This is a genomic window from Spirosoma agri, from assembly GCF_010747415.1.
Lineage (GTDB): Bacteria > Bacteroidota > Bacteroidia > Cytophagales > Spirosomataceae > Spirosoma > Spirosoma agri.
Genome location: NZ_JAAGNZ010000003.1, coordinates 88,581 through 106,089, shown reverse-complemented (window position 1 = coordinate 106,089; position 17,509 = coordinate 88,581). Strand labels below are relative to the sequence as shown.

Below are 17,509 nucleotides of genomic sequence, written 5' to 3'. Positions count from 1 at the left end.
AAATTACTTATATTCAACGAATCAGACGTATCATGAAATTGCTGTTCATCTCCTTTTTCTTCAGTCTGTTAACCATCGCGCCCACCTGGGAGCTAAATTTCGATCAGGCAAAAGCCGAAGCCGCCCAGACGCACAAATTTATTTTGCTGAATTTTTCCGGATCAGATTGGTGTGGCCCCTGCATAAAACTCAAAAAAGATGTATTCGAGTCAGCTGAGTTTGGGCAATTCGCCACCGATCGCCTGGTGCTGGTACGGGCGGATTTTCCGCGCAAGTCAAGAAATCAGCTGGATGCCAGCCAGACGGCTCATAATGAGGCTTTAGCGGAGAAGTACAACCAGCAGGGGAAGTTTCCGTTCACGGTTTTGCTCGATGCCAACGGTCGCGTGCTGAAATCCTGGGACGGCTATCCCCAATCGCTTACAGTCGCGTCGATGGTCGAGGATATTAAGACAATAACAGCAGGGACTAAATGAACCAGACTCCTCGCATCCACCAGCGGATGCAGCGGCTCATGGGCAACCGGTTCGAGCTAAGCGTTGTCAGCCCGAATGCCGACTGGGCAAATGACTGCATCAGTGACGCTATTGATGAAATCAGCCGGATCGAGCGACTGCTCACTACGTATAGCGACGATAGTCAGACCAACCAGATTAATGCCCAGGCGGGGATTAGACCCGTGCCGGTTGATGAGGAAGTGTTTGCGCTGATTGCGCGGTCACTGCGGTTATCGGCGTTGACACAGGGCGCGTTTGACATTACGTATGGTTCGATGGATAAACGACTCTGGAATTTTGATACGACGCTCACCGAATTGCCCGATCCAAAAACCGCCCGGCAACTGGTGCGGCTGATCAATTACCGAAACGTAGTGCTCGATGCCGAGCAACGGACTGTTTTTCTGAAAGAAAAGGGGATGCGCATTGGGTTTGGCGGAATAGGAAAGGGATATGCCGCCGAGCAGGCCAAACGCATCCTGCGCGAGCGGGGGGTAGTAAGCGGGATTGTCAACGCAGCTGGCGACCTGACCACCTGGGGGACGCAACCCAACGGCCAACCCTGGACCATTGGCATCGCCGATCCCGATCAGGCAAAACACCAGGCATTTTCGTATCTGGCCATCAGTGATATGGCCGTGGCAACGTCGGGTAGTTACGAAAAATACGCCCTGATTAACGGCAAACGATACGCCCACACGATTGATCCTAAAACGGGTTATCCGGTATCGGGTATTAAAAGCGTAACCATCCTGGCCCCGAACGCCGAACTGGCCGACGCCCTGGCGACGCCTGTCATGGTCATGGGTGTTCGGGTAGGCATGGATTTAATCAACCAGATGCGGCACATTGCCTGCATTATAATTGATGATAACGACGCGCTTTACACGTCAACCAACATTCGAATTACGGCACCTGCCGAAGCCTGACTACTATTTTTAACCTAAGTGATCATCATGAACGTACCAATCACCCAAAGGGCTCTCCTGATGGGCCTGATCGTACTCGGCCTTTCGGGTTGTGTAACGGTGAAAGAATACCAGAAAAACCGCATCAACGATGCCGAAATGGAACTCTCGGCCCGGAAGTCGGAGAAGTTTGAGCAGAATTTTTATCTCTATCGGGAAGGCGCTGCCGGAGCCAATGGCGGTAAAAGTGGGGGAGGCTGCGGCTGTAATTAAGGAACCTGACGAATGAGAAAAATCTGTATATCCGTGGGTGTGTTGCTCAGTTTGCTGCGGGCAGGCTATGGGCAATCGGTGACCCAGCCTGCCTATGAGTCCCGTAAACTCAAGGTCGAGGAGATAAATATAGTATCGAGTTATTACCAGCAGGATGGTAACAATTCCGCCGTGACCGGGGGCATCGGTTCCGAGCATCTAACCGATTTTGCGCAATCGATTGATCTGGTTCTCAAAACCACCAATCGTCGGAATCGTGAACATACGCTCGCGTTTGATCTGAACATCGACCACTATACATCGGCCTCATCGGACCAGATTGACCCCCTGACGGTTTCGTCGGCTTCACGGAGCGATACGCATATTTACCCGTCGGTTTCCTGGACTGTGCATAACCCGGATCGACGTACCACACACGGGATTGCCGTATCCTATTCGACCGAATATGATTACAAGTCGTATGGGCTTAACCTGAATTTCGCCAAAGCGTCGGCCGATAATAACCGGGAAATAAGCCTGAAGGCGGGGGCCTTCTTCGATACGTGGAAAGTGATTTTACCCGCCGAACTCCGGCCTGAAGGCTACGGATCCGGTGCCCACGGCGACCGAGATCCGGTTGATTATAAGCCGCGTAATTCCTATAACGTCGGCCTGTCGATATCGCAGGTGATCAATAAGCGCTTACAGGCGTTTCTGACGATAGAGCCCGCTTTTCAGCAGGGATTGCTGAGTACGCCTTTCCACCGAATATATTTTCAGGATGGGGCCGAAACAGTGGAGCGCTTGCCGGGGAATCGGCTGAAATTGCCCATTGGGTTTCGGTTGCACTACTTCATGGGCGACCGGGTTATTGTTCGGGCGTTTTATCGCTATTACATTGACGACTGGGGGATGCAGGCGCACACAATCAATCTGGAAACGCCCATTAAACTAACCTCCTTTGTATCGGTGAGTCCGTTCTATCGCTTTAGTCACCAGACGGCCGTCCGGTATTTTGCCGCCTATGGTCAGCATCGCTCGACCGACCAATACTACACGAGCGATTACGACATTTCGGGGTTCAATAGCCAGTTTATAGGAACGGGTCTTCGGCTGGCACCACCCGGTGGATTACTGGGCATTGGGCCCTGGCAGAGCATCGAACTGCGCTATGGGCACTACGTCCGCAGTACGGGTATGGTCGCTAATAGTATAACGTTATTAGCCAAGCTAAAATAAATAGATTACGTAATGGATCGCTTACTTAGGGTCGGAAATAATTATTAATCTCAAGGTCCTACATTACTTCTCCGGAGATACCCAATTAATTTTTCGGATACAAACGGTCGCGCTGCATCGTATCGCCCATGGTGACTCTCCCCGGCCGGGCCGCAGCCGGGAACGGTCGCTGAAGCGGTCGAAAATTTGTCGACAGAGGCCAGCCGCTTCTTTGTTTAGTTATGCCAATATTTGGCCCAGAATATCTGTTAGGAAAGCATCTCTTCAAACGCCCATTTCTTGAAGCAACCGTTATTTTACTTCTTGCCAAGCTAAGTAGCGGTAAACCGTTGCTCGACTTAATTGAAGTAACCGACCAATTTCTAAAATCGTATGGGTTTTAAGAACATATATAGACTTCACGGCCCGTGCTTTCGCTTGAGCTTCGGGCGTGAGTCCTTTTGGTCGCCCGCCGATGCGGCCTCTGGCTCGCGCTGCAGCTAAACCGGCCTTGGTCCGTTCCCGAATTAAATCTCTTTCAAATTCAGCTAATGATGCAAATAGATTAAACACCAAGCGACCTTAAGCAGTGGTGGTATCGATCGCCACCGTGGCGCGGCATCATTCAGACTGCGGAACCCAATCGATCCGGCGATCCGGTTCCCAGGCTTGAAAGTCATTGATCAACGTGAAAAGCTCTTTCAGAGACCTGCCTAACCGATCTAGCTTCCAAACAATGATCGTGTCTCCTTCTCGCAGAACCTCCAGCATCTTCTGAAGTTGTGGTCGCACCTTAGCCGAAGACACCTTTTCCTGAAAGATCTTTTGACGACCTGCTTTTTTTAGGTTATCTAGTTGCAAGTTCAGGTTTTGATCTTGACCGGGCCGCCGACGGTCGGCCGCTGCCGTGCGGTAGAAACGCGGGCGTAGCCGAATAACATACTAGTATCTCAATACGTAAAAGAGAGTAAGTCTGAACCAGTAACGACAACCATGGGCTATACAAGAGAATCAGTAGGGCTCATTGATAAGCCATGGTTTTAGCTATAGTTATTTGAGCAAATACAATAAGTAGTCAGTCGGTTGCGTCTGTTTGGAAAACTATCACAGAGTTGCTACAGATGTGGACTTATTTATTGCCAACAGTTCGCTACAACGTATACGGGTTACCTAACCGACTAAGAACGCCAAAGGCGACGGTCCACAGGCTGGGTCTCTTGACTGATTACTTTTATTTGACTGAATGACGGATGAGCTGGATGTAACAGCACGTTGTACGATAAGGGAACCAGCACTGAGGGGATGGCTATCCCAAGCTGATCCGGGGCGGCTAACCAGTCCTTGAGCCACCCCTGAGTGCGCTCGTAGGTTTGATCCTGCCAGTATGCAGGTAGCTCATTCCGGCTAACGTAGCGGATATCATCGGGGACCTCCAGCGAAAACACCCAATAAATAGGTAAATCTTCATAGCGAACCGAGGGAGCATGAGCCAGCGTTTCGACTAAGCCTAGCTCTGGGGTTGAGGTTACATATAGTACACCAACCCCTTTCGGGTTCCAGCGTCCCCCAAACAAGCGGCTTCCTTCTATAGACAGGGGTGTGTGCCGATACTTATCCCGAATAATGCGGTACAGTAGACTCATCAGAAAAGCTAGGCGGGTAAGCCGTAATCCAGCCGTCCCAAAACATCATCGGCCAGCCCGAAGCCCGTCACCGTATCCAATAATTGAAGCGGAGACTGCTCGGCCAGTTCCCGGATGGGGGTTCGTAGCCAATGTAAGACGGTGTTTTTTCGTCCTTCGAAAGTATCCAAGGCATGCATCAGCAGGTTCTTGAGCAACAGGAGCCGCTCAGAGGCATCTACACTAATACGCTGCTCATCCTTGAGCCGATGTAGATTACGTGGAGTCATATTGAGGGCATAAGCCATTTCCCGATCGGTTAGGCCAACTAGGGCCGCTACCTCATCGACTTGCGCACGCAACATGCCCTGCCGAGATGAGTTAACTACTCCAAACGGTGAGGATCGGGTCAAGATGATAGGTTGATGAGTTGAAGTAGCCATGCAAAAGGAGAACTATGTCACAAACATAAGTGAAACATGTCATCTTGTCAAGCCGTTCAACTTGACAACTATATTTATCAGAGAAGAGGGGGAAAGACTGATTCTGGCTTCAGCAGTTATAAGACTCCACACTATGACTTTTAATTAACGATATGCGCTTATGTCATCGAAACAGCTTACGTCTCAAGTAGGAGCGTTTTAAGAGACGAGCACTCGTTGACAGCCTTTCCTGAAAAATCACGAAGCCCGACCTCAAGGTTGGGCTTCGTGATTAAATACATTAACCGTCCTCGAAACCAGCACTGCTACTGGTAGTCCTACTCTCTCCAGCATCACACGCTGACCGGTTGACCATCGTCAGTCTACTACTTATTGGATTGGCTTATATATAATGAAAAAGTTACCAGTGTATTATTAAAATAAATTATAGGTTTAGTAAAATTGCATATTTGTGTATATTGAGATAAGCTAATTGATCCAATTTAGTGCTCCCTACAATGAAACATCTCTTCACATCCTTAATGGGCAGGTGCCTAGTGTTTGCAATGGTGCTTCTAAGGTGTACCTCACCGGTCTGGGGCCAGTGTTTTAATCCGCCGGTCAGTATACCCATTACGACGGGCAATGGGCTCTCCACTGACAGGGGCGACTTTAATGGCGATGGAAAACTGGATTTGGTCAATACTGATTTTTTTTCCTTCAATGTCTATTTCTCTACTGAATCCGGTAACTTTTCGCCCCGAATCTCTTTAGAAGGGTTAGATTACATGCAGGCTGTGGTCATTGCTGATTTTAACCGGGATGGTAATCTGGACATTGCGGGCACTAATTATCTCTTCAGCTTGGTAATTGAATATCTGGGCGATGGAAAGGGGGGGTTCAGTGATAAGATTATCATTGAGAATGGATTATTGGATGGAATCTGGCCTCGGTTTGCCTTTAATTCGCTCACCGCAACGGATTACAATCAGGATGGTAAGCCGGATTTAGTGCTAGCCGATAACAATGGGAACGTGGTGTTGTTACCAGGTGATGGCACAGGTGGCTTTGGCTTGCCAACCTTACTCAACGTGTATGACCCAGTGGCTCGAGTGCGTTCAGTGGCTGTTGGTGACTACAATGCCGATGGCCAGATGGATCTGGCACTCGTTTTTTACAATTCTGTATATGTATCAATCAGGCTGGGAGACAAGACGGGGGGCTTTGGAACAAGCACTACCTATTTTGCCGGCTCTACGCCAACCTCCATTGTAACCAGTGATTTCAACCTTGACGGCAAGCTCGATTTAGCAGTTAGTCTGTATACGGCCAATGCAGTATCGCTCCTGGTGGGGAATGGGACCGGTAGTTTCAAAACGCCTATAATTATCCCGGCAACCGTGACACAAATGAGCGGGTTGGCGGTCCGGGATTTGAATGCGGATAATAAACCGGATCTGGTTGTTAGCGGATCATCACCTAAAGTCAGTGAATTGATCAATTGTAGTGGTTTATCCAATACAGCCCCTCAGGTAACCACTAACGAAATACAAGTCGCCACCGTAAGGGCACCTTTTTCCTACGTGGTGAATGCTTTTAAGGATCGGGAAACGCCCAATGGCCTCACATATACGGCTACGCTTCAACCCGCCAATGGGCTGAGCTTTGAGCCCGCCACCCGACTCCTGAGTGGTACCCCCACCTCTCCCGGCATCACCAGTGTCACTATCACGGCTACCGATCCAGGCGGACTCTCGGCATCCACCAGCTTTAGCATCTCCGCTTGCAGCCGTACGCCCGATTACTCGACTTTAGTCGATTTGTTTAACGCCACCAAAGGCTATAGCTGGGTGAACCGGACCAATTGGCTGGTAGGCTGTGATCCCTGTCAATGGTATGGGGTGGGCTGCAATGAGCAGGGGCGGGTAACCATCCTTAATCTTCCTGATAACAACCTGATCGGTACGCTTCCCGCCAGTTTGAGTGCACTCAGCAGCTTGAAAGAATTAAACGTTAGTGGCAATGGGCTGAGTGGTGAGATACCACCCGGTTTAGGCAAATTGACTGACCTAACAATATTATATATGCCGGTGAACAGTTTGACCGGCACCATTCCTGCCGAGTTGGGAAACTTGACCAAACTTCAAGAGCTGTATCTGGGCGGTAACCGACTGACGGGAGTCATCCCCAGCAATTTACGAAAACTGTCCAGTTTAGGTATTCTGTTTCTGGACTATAACCAACTTAGTGGGGGTATACCAGCCTGGCTGAGTGAGTTATCGAATCTAACGGCCCTCGATTTGTCGGGCAATCCCCTGGGTGGCTCGATCCCGGCAAGCCTAGCTGCCCTGCCCAAGCTCAACTATGTGAATCTATCTGCCGCTAACCTGAGTGGTTGCTTGCCAACCAGCTTAACGGCCTGGTGTGGGCGCCGGATTAACATTACTGAAAACCCAGGTCTGCCTGCTTATTTTCAGTATTTCTGTACGAGCGGAATGGGGAGCTGTGCTGCTGACAACACGCCACCAATAGCCACATCCCTAGTTAATCAGACGGCCACCATTGGTACAGTTTTCTCGCTGACCATCCCCGCCTTTGCCGATGCCCAAACCCCCAACAGCCTCATCTACGCTGCTACACTATTACCTACCAATGGGCTGAGCTTTGAGCCCGCCACCCGACTCCTGAGTGGTACCCCCACCTCTCCCGGCATCATCAGTGTCACTGTCACGGCTACCGATCTAGGCGGACTCTCGGCATCCACTACGTTCGCCATCACCGTCGACCCGGCCACTGCCTCCAACTTTACCCTCACCGGGGTCACCGACGTCAGCTGCCTGAGTTTGACGGCTAATCAGTATCAGCTTGACTTGACCCCCACCTACAGCGGACAAACCAGCCAGCCGATCACCTTCTGGGTAGTCAATGAACTGGTGCCTACTGCCGAAGCGGGTTCTCATCGGCTGAACCTCTACACTGACAACCCTACCATAGTGTTGAAGGCCCAGCAGGGCAGTGCCACCACGCAGTTTGTCTACAACTGGCTGGCAGCCTGTGCTACCTCCCCAGCTGCGGGGTTGAATATTGTGGGGGTCAACACGCTGATTTGTCAGCAGTTAAGTGCTCAGGAACGGCTGGTGCGCTTTATTCCCCTGTATACTGGGCAGACGACTGAGCCCATCACCTTCCGGGTAGTCAATGAAACCCTGCCGACCATCGAGCCGGCCCCTTACAGCCTGCGGCTGTATGTAGACAATCCGGTAGTGACCTTATCCGCTCAGCAGGGTTCCCGGCAGGCTACTTACCAGTATAAATGGCTGGCCCAGTGTCTAAGCGGAGCCCGGCTGGGAACAGTGGAGGGGGACACTGGATTGCACGTGAAGGTACTGGGTAACCCGGTGGAAGCTGAAACGGTAGAGGTAGAGATTAAAGGCCTAATGGGACAGAGCGTCGAGCTGACACTGATCGATCTGCAGGGCAAAGTGGTGCAGCAGCAGCGAGTGGAGCAAGCTGGATCGGTGGAACGGGTGAGCCTGCCTGTGGGCCAATCACGAGGTATGCTCTTACTGGATGTACGGTCAGGTCAGCAGCGGCAACACGTGAAAGTGCTCCGGCCTTAAGTTAGATCATCAGAATGCAAACGTCTGGGCTGTTTTGGTTTAGCATTATTGACAGATTCCTTCTTTTTTAACGCCCATTGAAGCGATGGGTACAGTAATTGTCACGGCAACATCATTTTGTATGAGCTTCAGTCCGCCCGGCGACCCGGTCAAATTCTCATCTCACAAATCAACATCAAAATCCCACATTTTAGCTGCGTTTGTGACCGGGCAGCCGGAGCAGCCTGATTTTTCTCTCACATGACCGCAGCCGCGGACGGTGTAGTATCCTCCTTTTCGCAGAATTACCCGTATGTAGAAAATGGCTGCTGTTTTAGATTGTTATCCGCACCTCTTAGTCGCCTACCAATCGCTGAGGTTGGTGAATCGAATCATTCGTTGTTCCTACTGCACGCTACGCATAGCGTGCGGGGCAAGGGTCCAGCTCAACCCGGCTTACTCCTTGATAAACTGGATAATGAAGCCCCCCCTGGGCGCAAACGTGTGCTGCCAGCTGGAACGAATGGGATAGGTCTCCGTTTTGAAGCGCATCAACGGATCGTCGCCTTCCGTAATGACCCTGAATTGAGAAAAACCCTTCGCGTACGGAGCCAGATTGAGCCTGACCGGTACGGCTTGATCCGTACCATTGATCCCCACCAGGTAGGAAAGACCCCCCTGCCGACGCGCGAGGATGAGCTGCTCGCCCGGCTGGGCCACGATACTTTCCGTTTTGTCCCAGCTCGCAGGCATCTCTTTGAGTAACTGCCGAACCGGCACTGGCAGGGAGTCAAACACCTCTTTGGAATCCGCAAAGTTAATCACGCCCGAGGTGTAGATCATGGCCGTCGCCAGCTCGTGAACCGCCGTGTTCAACCGGGGGTACTTGCGGATGGTGAGCGCAAAGGGCGTGTAGTCGGTCGGACCGGCTACATTGCGGGTGAAGGGCAGAATGGTGTTCTGCTGGGCGGCTAACGCCGGATAGCGGGCTTCATAAAAATAATGTTCCGTGCCCAGAACCGCTTCGGCGGTCATGAAGTTGGGCCAGGTGCGATGCCAGCCCCGGGGAACGGTCGTGCCGTGTAGGTTGACCAGTAAATGCTCCCGGGCGGCATCCGCAAAAAGGGACTGGAAGCAGGCCATTACTTCCTGCCGGTCGGAGCACCAGAAATCGATTTTAACCCCTTTGACGCCCATGGCTGCCAATTCCTTAAAGCGCTTTCGACGCTGGTCAGCGTCGAAGTAGGCGGCCGAATAGGCCCACACCATAGGTTTGATCCCTTTCGCGGTAGCCTTGGCAATGATCCCCCCCGCTTTGTCGGCTTTCTCCCAGCCCGCATCAAACAGGGTATAGCCGAAACCCAGTGAAGCGGCCAAATCCGTGAAGGCGTTATAAGTTTGCGGGGATTGATCCTCGGGATGGGACCACCAGGACCAGGTGGCCTTGCCCGGTTCGATCCAGGACGTATCGTCGAGTTTGGAGGCCGGGGCCAAATCGGTAATCAGGCTGGATAGTAAGATCTCGCCGGCCTGCTCCCCAATGATGAGCACCCGCCAGGGCATCGTCCAGGGGAGCGTGGACACCGGATGATTGTCGTTGCCCAGGGGCAGGGTATATTTTTCGTCTGGTTCGGCAAAGGCAATGGTGTAGAGCCCGTCCCTGGAGTCGGGTTGCAGGTGACAACCGGGAAAGGAGCCATCCGTTGCGGACTCGGCCAGCAGGACCCAGTGTTTGCCCCCGTTGACCTGAAACAGGGCCGGCATGCACCAGCCCACCGACGGATTCCGGGGGTTATGAATGGAATCGCCGGGGTGTACGTTGAGGTAAAAATCTTCGTAGCCTGGGGTGACCTTGCCCGCTTTATTGTAGGGCTGTAACCAGCCCCTAGCCTTTTTTTCGATCCGGAAGCCGGTGCGCTCGGTGTTGATTACCCGTCGTTGGTTGGTCTGGTCGGGAAAGCGGTAGCGGAACGCGACGCCCTCTTGTCCGCTCACCAGATCGATGATCAGCCGCGCACCCGCCTTATTTTTGAGGGTGATACTCCGGTGGTTCAGCACCTGATCGATCGATTTGACGTGGCTCACTTTTAGGGTGTAGGTTTCCCGTCGGCGGTCGATGGGAGAAACGCTAACCAGGGAGAGGCCAGCGGTAAAATTCTGATCGTCACAGTCCAGGCCCAGGGGCGAATCGGCCACAATGAGTTGACCCCGGTGGGTTACCCGGTACTGCAATTGGCCCGTTTTGGTCAACGACAGGGCAATTGTGTTGGCGCCTTGCGTGGAGCTCAGTGCCATCGACTGGCTGGCTGCGCTAAAGCCGCTGAAGAGAACCAGTGCGCCCATGACACCGGGCAGGGTTTTGTGTAGCCATCCATTTCTCATTCGACTGATTGATTGGGTTGGTGTTCCTGGTGAGCCGGGTTAAGCCGGAGCGAACGCAAAGACATTGAACTCGTTGGTCCTACCGCCTTAAGCGACTTTACGCCGTATTAGGGATCAAAGGGTCCAGCGACGGCGATTTACTAGTCCACCGCGTTGGTTTATTGCTTGCTTACCCGGCCCGTATAGGCAAGCCGATTGTCTGATGAGGACAACGACACCCGCGTATACATCCTACCTGACGTACTTGCTCAAAGTAAAAGTGAGTTAACTCTTTCTCTGGAAATTAGGGTCGAATTTAGGGCTATAGTGGGGTCACTATATCAAGCCCTTCGCTTTTACTGCATAGTACTTTTCTCCGTCAAGTTATATACTACTTGTTCCGTTAAAGGATCGATCGAAGATCCACACCGCCTAAGACGGTCTTACTTGGCGGCAATCGGACGGCTAGTGACCTGGAGCGAATTGAGCTGCACCTGGTGCGTGGTGAGCTGCGCTCCATCAGAAACTTCCACCGTATAAGTCCCATCGGGCAGATCGCTCACATCAAACCGGACCTGGGCGCTGGTTTGCCGTTTAGTTACCTGTTGGGTAAACAGGGTAATCCCATTCGCCTGGTTCAGTCGAATCGAAACCGGCTGACTGACGCCTTTCGTCAGCGATAATACTAGTCTGCCATCAATGGCCGTATAGAAGCTGGTAGCGTAGGTAGCCGCTGGTTTACCGGGCCGTCCGATTGGATTAGCCTGGCTGAAGCTAGTCAGTGAAGTGAGGAGGGTGAAGGCAATCAGGATGGCGTTAAAGATGGTTTTCATGATCTGATGAAAAAAGATGATTTTGGTCGGCGTTGTTGCCTGTTGGTGAGTCAAAAGTAGGGGGGCGGTAGGAGCCTGCCCAGCTTTTTAGATGAAGCAGTGAAAAGTGACGATGAACCCTTCATTTTCTTCGGTGAACGTGTATCACCCCCCGAAAAAGGCCCTGTACAAGATGTACAGGGCCTTTTTCGTTTAGGAATTTTCAAGATTCAAACCCCAAAAATGGAGCGTAAAACAGGGGGAATAGAAGCCCTGAAATGGATAGAGTTATCATTCAACAGATCCGGCATAAAGTGGTAGGTTCTAGAGCTAGAAGTCCGTATACTACGGATAGTAGTTTACAATCATTAAAACAAGCCGTTTCATGAAACGTCCATTTTAAGGAACAGATAGATAATGGTTCTGTCGTCTCAAGCAGGATAGACGCGTGAGACGAACAAGTAAAGGGGAGATTTTAGAGAAGTTGACAACCTGTCCTCTATTTTAGAGACATTGTGAATTGGTGGACGACTCGTCGGCACTCCCTCGGTCATCGCTGTGCGACGACAAGATGTGGGCGATGAGTACCGCTCGAATCACTTGTTACCTTGTCTGTTTGTAGCGTTGTGTGTCTATTTTTGGCTAAAAATGTAACCCTATTCGCCTTGTGCCAAGTCCTATTATGTTAAAACACCAGCCCTTCGTTGCTATCTTATTATTCTTAACCTGCTTTAGTTGCTCCACTCAATGTGTGCAGGCCCAGGGGGCCGAGTTACCAACCCGGTGGACGAAAACAGCCTTGGCAGACCCAATACCACTGGCTGAATATCCACGCCCACAATTGCAGCGTAGCCAGTGGCTTTGCCTGAACGGTACCTGGAATTACCAGGGTGGCAAAGCGGTCACCTCGGCCAACAACCCCACCACTGCATTACCCTTTCCCACTACGACCCAGAAAATACGGGTGCCCTATTGTCCTGAATCGGTGCTGTCAGGTATTCAGCGAAAGCAGGAAATCAACATGTGGTATCAGCGTTCGTTTACTCTGCCCACTTCCTGGAAGGGCAAGCAGATCCTGTTGCACTTTGAGGCCGTCGATCACCAGTCTACCGTTTTTGTCAATGGCCAGAAAGTGGGCAGCCATGCTGGCGGTTATGATGCCTTTTCGTTCGACATTACCGCTTTGCTGGCCCCTGGTGCCAACAGCCTGGTGGTGGCCGCTTATGATGCGAATGACGGGCGTACACCTTCGGGAAAAAACGGCCCCCGGGGTGATTATACCTTCTCGTCCGGTATCTGGCAGACAGTATGGCTGGAACCAGTCAACAAAGAATACATCCAAAGCTTGCGGCTCCTGCCGGACCTAGCAGGCAAGCGGCTCAAACTTGACGTTAAGGCCAATGTAGGCACCCGAGTTACGGCCGTCGTGCTGGAAGGGAAAAAAGAAGTGGCCCGGGCCGAAGGAAGGCCTGGAACAGCTTTCTCCGTGCCCATTGCCAACCCCAAACCCTGGTCGCCGGATTCTCCGTTCCTGTATGATGTAAAACTTACCTTGACCGCAGCCAACGGGCAAGTATTGGATGAGGTGATGAGCTACGCTGGTATGCGGGATGTTAACCTGGGGAAGGTCAATGGCGTCGTTCGACCCTTGCTGAATGGGCAGTTTGTCATGCAGCTTGGGCTACTCGACCAGGGCTACTGGCCCGATGGTATTTTGACCGCGCCAACGGAAGAGGCCCTCAAATTCGACATTGAGTATACCAAACGAGCGGGCTATAACCTCATCCGTAAGCACATGAAAACCGAACCCCAGCGGTTCTATTACTGGGCCGATAAGCTGGGGTTACTGGTGTGGCAGGATATGCCCGCTATCTGGTATCCCAACGAAGACACCCTGTCCACCCGGGCCGCATTTCGTAGCGAGTTGAAAGCCATGATGGATGACCACTATAATTCACCGTCGATTATTTGTTGGGTGCCCTTCAATGAAAACTGGGGCGCTTTCGATGTGGCCACGATCACGGACGGGGTCAAGCAATATGATCCGTCCCGACTGGTCAATGGCAATTCGGGTTTTAATAACAATCCGTCTTACCAAAAAGCGTACGGCGACCCCAAGAACGGTGATTTTGTGGATACGCACATTTATGTGGGCCCTTACAAAGCCTCGGAACCTGACGAAAATCGGGCGGCTTCGCTGGGCGAATTTGGGGGTGTGGGTTTGTTTGTACGGGGGCACATGTGGCCCGTTGAAAATAATGCCTATGCCTATGAACCAACTAAACTGGCCCTAACCGACCGCTACGTTATGCTGCTTGACCAGGTCGAACAACTGATGCGCTACCGGGGGCTAAGCGTAGCGATTTACACCCAAACCACGGATGTTGAGCACGAAGTAAACGGAGTACTGACCTATGATCGGGAAGTAGAAAAAATGGACACGGACCGAATTCGAGCCGTTAATCAGGCCGTCATCCAGGCGGGTTTGAGGCTGGTCGTTAAAAAAGAGTAGCCTGAGTAGATACCCTTCCCCTAAAGATTAAAGCGTTTAGTAGAGACAGCTCAGCCCGAGGCTCATCTTAGTTATAGGGATACGGATTACGCTTAGTTAAAAATGGCTAAGCGTAATCCCCTTTTTTATCATATACGACTTCTAAAAAGCCCTTTAAAGAACTACGTATCTAGAGACGTTCTATACCGCAAATTGGAGCGTTTCAGGAGACGGTTATTTTTTAATATCTTTCAACCGCCATCCGTCGCATACGGAATCAGAACCTACCTGCTGACGAGTTGTAGCTAGTTCTAAACCATCACTATTTGTTGCACTTTTCTACTTTAAATCTTTATGAAAAATCAGTACTGGATTTCCATTAAACAATGGTGTGTAGTAGCCCTGTGGGTAATGAGTCTAAGCATTTCAGCCCGGGCCCAAACGGGGCAACCTCCAGCCATTCAGTGGCAGCGGGTCATTGAAAATAGTTCGTTAAGTACTTTTTCAACAGGACGTATCGCGAAGGCTAACGACGGGGATTTCTGTGTAGTATCAGGTACTCAACTTACCCGGCTTTCAGCGGCCGGCACTATTGTTTGGAGTAGCGTCATTACGGGTTATTACGCAGCCAGTTCTGGTTATTTCCCTAAGGTAGGTTCTGTACCCAGCTTAGCCGCGACTTCAGATGGTGGATTTGTCGTGTTGGTTAATGATGAGCTTTTTTGGTCTATCTCCAAATTCGATGCGAATGGACAACTTGCCTGGAAAAAACTGTTAGCGTATAAATACAGTGGAGACAAATACGAGTCCGGTATAACCGAGAAAGACCTGATAGCGACCCCCGATGGTGGGTACCTGATCGTTGGCGATATCATACCCGGTAATCTGCGTTTCGTCATTGCCACCAAGCTTGACCGGGACGGTAATCAGATATGGCAACGGCCTGTATCTTACCTAGCCGATGATGCCAACGTAACGATCAATGTTAGCCGGGTTGTCAACTCTCCCGATGGGGGCTACGTATTAGTCGGCCAGTCACCGACCAGAAGCAGTGCATGGGCCTCGAAACTGGACGATCAGGGCAATATAATTTGGCAAAAGCTATACCCAGAACGGAAACTGCTCGATGATGTCATTCCCAGTCCCTATTTCAATGGCTTATTCGTTGCTTCGGGCGTTAATAATCTCAATGACAATGTGAGCAATACGCTCAATCTTGGTGCAGATGGCAGCCCGGGTGGAGGCTTCTACCAGCCCGGCCGACTGAGTTTCAGCCGTTCCTCGCTGGTCGCCGTGCCAGCGAGGAACGGGAAACCGGCTTATCAGACGGTGCTGGATGAAGCAAGCCAACAGGCGGGTGATTTTCGGTTGACCAACCTAGCCCAGTCTGACCAGTTAGTCTGGACCAAAACATTCGGCGGTTCGGGTATTGATGTGCCTCAGGGTCTTATTGTCACCGATGATGGCAGCTATGTTGTTGTGGGTACCACTACTTCTACGGATGGTGATGTTCAGGGTAAAGTCGGCACACAGGTCGCCACCTGGATCGTTAAAGTAGGAAAAGCAGCGCCTGCAAACCCCCTCACGTTGATTAAACCTACGTATGACTGTGCCACCGGATCCATCACGTTCAACATCACCGGAGGAGACGAATCACCCATCACCTACAATGCGCCGGGTATTACCCGTGCCCGTGCCACGGATAACGTCGGCGTTGTTGAGCAAGGCTTGCGTAACGATCCCAAGCCCATTACCATCACCGCTACCCAGAGCGGCCAGACAGCGAGCTACACTTTTGATCTGATTGGCGCTTGCACCAATCAGTTTAAGCCCCCCGTTTTAGTAAGGTCCATTCCCGATATGGTCTTCACCGTTGGACAAGTCCTTAAGCAGGAAGACTTCAACCTGGGCAATTACATTGTTGACCCCACGTCAAGTCAGCCCCGCTATTTCCCAGAGTGGACAGCGTCAATGAAGGGGTTACCGGCGGGTATCCGTCAAAATACCTTCGGCGATTTACGGTATAATCTTAGCGTTTCGCTGGTAGGTGCGCCTACGGTGAGTGGTGTTTACACGGTGACGGCAACGGCGGCTACCCAGTACTTTGTCTCCCAGCCCGTTATCACGACCTTCAAAATCACCGTCACTGACGCATCCGTTGTCAACCCACCAACGGTGGGAACACTAGCGTTGCTAATTCCTACCTATGATTGCACTACTGGTGCCATTACGTTCAATACGACGGGCGGCAATGGCTCGCCCATCACGTATTCGGCACCAGGTATCACCCGCTCCTCGCTCGCCAGCAATACGGGCGTTGTTGAGCAAGGCTTGCGTAACGATCCCAAGCCCATTACCATCACCGCTACCCAGAGCGGACAAACGGCCAGCTACACGTTCGATTTTGGGGCGTTTTGCAGCGGGAATCAACCACCTCAGCCACCCATCACTCCGCCCACAACCGGCGCACTAACCCTCCTGTCTCCCGTTTATGACTGTGCCAGCGGAGCTTTCACGTTTAAATCCAGCGGGGGTGATAACTCACCCATCGAGTATCAGGCAGCCGGTATTACTGGCTGGACGACCAACCCGAATCAGTTCGTCGACAAAGACTCCCGGACCGCCAGCGATGTCAAGCCCTTCACCCTGATGGCCCGCCAGAGTGGACAAACCGTCACCTACACCTGGGATCTGAAAGTCGCCTGCGGACGGTCGGCGCGGGTAGCGGCTGCGGAAGCAGGTCAAGGGCTTAGACTGACGGTCAAGGGTAACCCGGTGGATAACACGGCTATCGTTGTCATCAGTGGTGTGGAAGGACAAGCGGTTCAACTCGATCTGCTGAATGCCAACGGACACCTGCTGGAACAGCGGCACATTGAGCAGGTCGGTGCTGTCGATGAGCAGCGGTTCGACGTGCAGCGGCAACCGACGGGAATGCTGTTTCTGCGGGCGCAGAGCGGTCAGCAAAAACAAACGATTAAGCTGATCAAGCAGTAAGGATTTTTTTTCGTAATCAGGTCGATACCTAGCCTAATCACCCTGTGATGGATACGCACAAGACATCGGCCCGGTATATGCTTTACCATCGGAGCGGAGTGTACACTACTCTTCGCACTGGCATCTATCTGCACCTATAAGCTTCCCCTGGTGGGGATTCAGTGAAAAAAAAGAGGATTCTAACTACCTCTTCACTGGCTTCCCATCTGGGGAAGCCAGTGTTTTTACCACATGATAAATGCCCATTATAAGCGCTCTCACAAACGAGCGTTTGAAGAGACCGTTGCTTTTCCTAGATTGAAACTCCATTCTGCTCCTATTCCCCACTCG

11 protein-coding genes and 1 pseudogene are annotated in these 17,509 nt (G+C 51.6%); 7 read left to right on the top strand and 5 right to left on the bottom strand.

Going from position 1 to position 17,509, the window contains the following annotated elements:
- Positions 1-32 precede the first annotated feature (32 nt).
- The 4 genes from GK091_RS24490 to GK091_RS24475 are packed head-to-tail and all read left to right on the top strand — an operon-like array spanning position 33 to position 2,896.
- A complete protein-coding gene (locus GK091_RS24490; RefSeq protein ID WP_164043199.1) occupies positions 33-476 on the top strand; it encodes a thioredoxin family protein in 444 nt (147 codons plus the stop codon).
- On the top strand, positions 473-1,426 hold the full coding sequence (locus GK091_RS24485; protein WP_164043197.1) for an FAD:protein FMN transferase: 954 nt from the start codon (positions 473-475) through the stop codon (positions 1,424-1,426). The genes GK091_RS24490 and GK091_RS24485 overlap by 4 nt, the downstream gene beginning before the upstream one ends.
- 27 nt (positions 1,427-1,453) lie before the next feature.
- Positions 1,454-1,678, top strand: a complete 225-nt coding sequence (locus tag GK091_RS24480) for a DUF4266 domain-containing protein (protein ID WP_164043195.1) — start codon at positions 1,454-1,456, stop codon at positions 1,676-1,678.
- 12 nt (positions 1,679-1,690) lie between these two features.
- A complete protein-coding gene (locus GK091_RS24475; RefSeq protein WP_164043192.1) occupies positions 1,691-2,896 on the top strand; it encodes a DUF3570 domain-containing protein in 1,206 nt (401 codons plus the stop codon).
- A gap of 291 nt (positions 2,897-3,187) precedes the next feature.
- Here GK091_RS24475 and GK091_RS24470 read toward each other — a convergent pair.
- The 3 genes and pseudogenes from GK091_RS24470 to GK091_RS24460 form a co-directional block, all read right to left on the bottom strand.
- Positions 3,188-3,736, bottom strand: a pseudogene (locus GK091_RS24470) (recombinase family protein).
- 317 nt (positions 3,737-4,053) lie between these two features.
- The gene (locus GK091_RS24465) at positions 4,054-4,518 is read right to left on the bottom strand and encodes an RES family NAD+ phosphorylase (RefSeq protein WP_164043190.1); all 465 of its coding nucleotides are present in this window, start codon (positions 4,516-4,518) and stop codon (positions 4,054-4,056) included.
- 8 nt (positions 4,519-4,526) lie between these two features.
- Positions 4,527-4,940 carry an antitoxin Xre/MbcA/ParS toxin-binding domain-containing protein gene (locus tag GK091_RS24460; RefSeq protein WP_164043188.1) on the bottom strand — a complete coding sequence of 138 codons (414 nt, stop codon included), beginning with the start codon at positions 4,938-4,940 and terminating at the stop codon, positions 4,527-4,529.
- Between the two features lie 545 nt (positions 4,941-5,485).
- Between GK091_RS24460 and GK091_RS24455 the strand changes: the two genes are divergently transcribed.
- Positions 5,486-8,539, top strand: a complete 3,054-nt coding sequence (locus GK091_RS24455; RefSeq protein WP_164043186.1) for an FG-GAP-like repeat-containing protein — start codon at positions 5,486-5,488, stop codon at positions 8,537-8,539.
- A 435-nt stretch (positions 8,540-8,974) separates the two neighbouring features.
- Here the strand turns inward: GK091_RS24455 and GK091_RS24450 are convergent, their stop codons facing one another.
- Positions 8,975-10,900, bottom strand: coding sequence for a glycoside hydrolase family 97 protein (locus tag GK091_RS24450; protein WP_164043184.1), 1,926 nt, complete (start codon positions 10,898-10,900; stop codon positions 8,975-8,977).
- 422 nt (positions 10,901-11,322) lie between these two features.
- Positions 11,323-11,712, bottom strand: a complete 390-nt coding sequence (locus tag GK091_RS24445; RefSeq protein ID WP_164043182.1) for a T9SS type A sorting domain-containing protein — start codon at positions 11,710-11,712, stop codon at positions 11,323-11,325.
- Positions 11,713-12,490: 778 nt separating this feature from the next.
- Here GK091_RS24445 and GK091_RS24440 point away from each other — a divergent pair.
- Together GK091_RS24440 and GK091_RS24435 are read left to right on the top strand one after the other, a co-directional pair.
- A complete protein-coding gene (locus GK091_RS24440; protein ID WP_212593003.1) occupies positions 12,491-14,203 on the top strand; it encodes a glycoside hydrolase family 2 protein in 1,713 nt (570 codons plus the stop codon).
- A gap of 333 nt (positions 14,204-14,536) precedes the next feature.
- Complete coding sequence (locus GK091_RS24435; RefSeq protein ID WP_164043178.1) at positions 14,537-17,179, top strand: T9SS type A sorting domain-containing protein; 2,643 nt, start codon at positions 14,537-14,539, stop codon at positions 17,177-17,179.
- The last annotated feature ends 330 nt before the right edge of the window (positions 17,180-17,509 follow it).

Bases quoted from the DNA above. Each gene is read 5' to 3' on its own strand.
- GK091_RS24435 (WP_164043178.1), top strand. From the start codon at position 14,537: ATGAAAAATCAGTACTGGATTTCCATTAAACAATGGTGTGTAGTAGCC.
- GK091_RS24465 (WP_164043190.1), bottom strand. From the start codon at position 4,518: ATGAGTCTACTGTACCGCATTATTCGGGATAAGTATCGGCACACACCC.
- GK091_RS24490 (WP_164043199.1), top strand. From the start codon at position 33: ATGAAATTGCTGTTCATCTCCTTTTTCTTCAGTCTGTTAACCATCGCG.
- GK091_RS24460 (WP_164043188.1), bottom strand. From the start codon at position 4,940: ATGGCTACTTCAACTCATCAACCTATCATCTTGACCCGATCCTCACCG.
- GK091_RS24485 (WP_164043197.1), top strand. From the start codon at position 473: ATGAACCAGACTCCTCGCATCCACCAGCGGATGCAGCGGCTCATGGGC.
- GK091_RS24450 (WP_164043184.1), bottom strand. From the start codon at position 10,900: ATGAGAAATGGATGGCTACACAAAACCCTGCCCGGTGTCATGGGCGCA.
- GK091_RS24445 (WP_164043182.1), bottom strand. From the start codon at position 11,712: ATGAAAACCATCTTTAACGCCATCCTGATTGCCTTCACCCTCCTCACT.
- GK091_RS24475 (WP_164043192.1), top strand. From the start codon at position 1,691: ATGAGAAAAATCTGTATATCCGTGGGTGTGTTGCTCAGTTTGCTGCGG.
- GK091_RS24455 (WP_164043186.1), top strand. From the start codon at position 5,486: ATGGTGCTTCTAAGGTGTACCTCACCGGTCTGGGGCCAGTGTTTTAAT.
- GK091_RS24480 (WP_164043195.1), top strand. From the start codon at position 1,454: ATGAACGTACCAATCACCCAAAGGGCTCTCCTGATGGGCCTGATCGTA.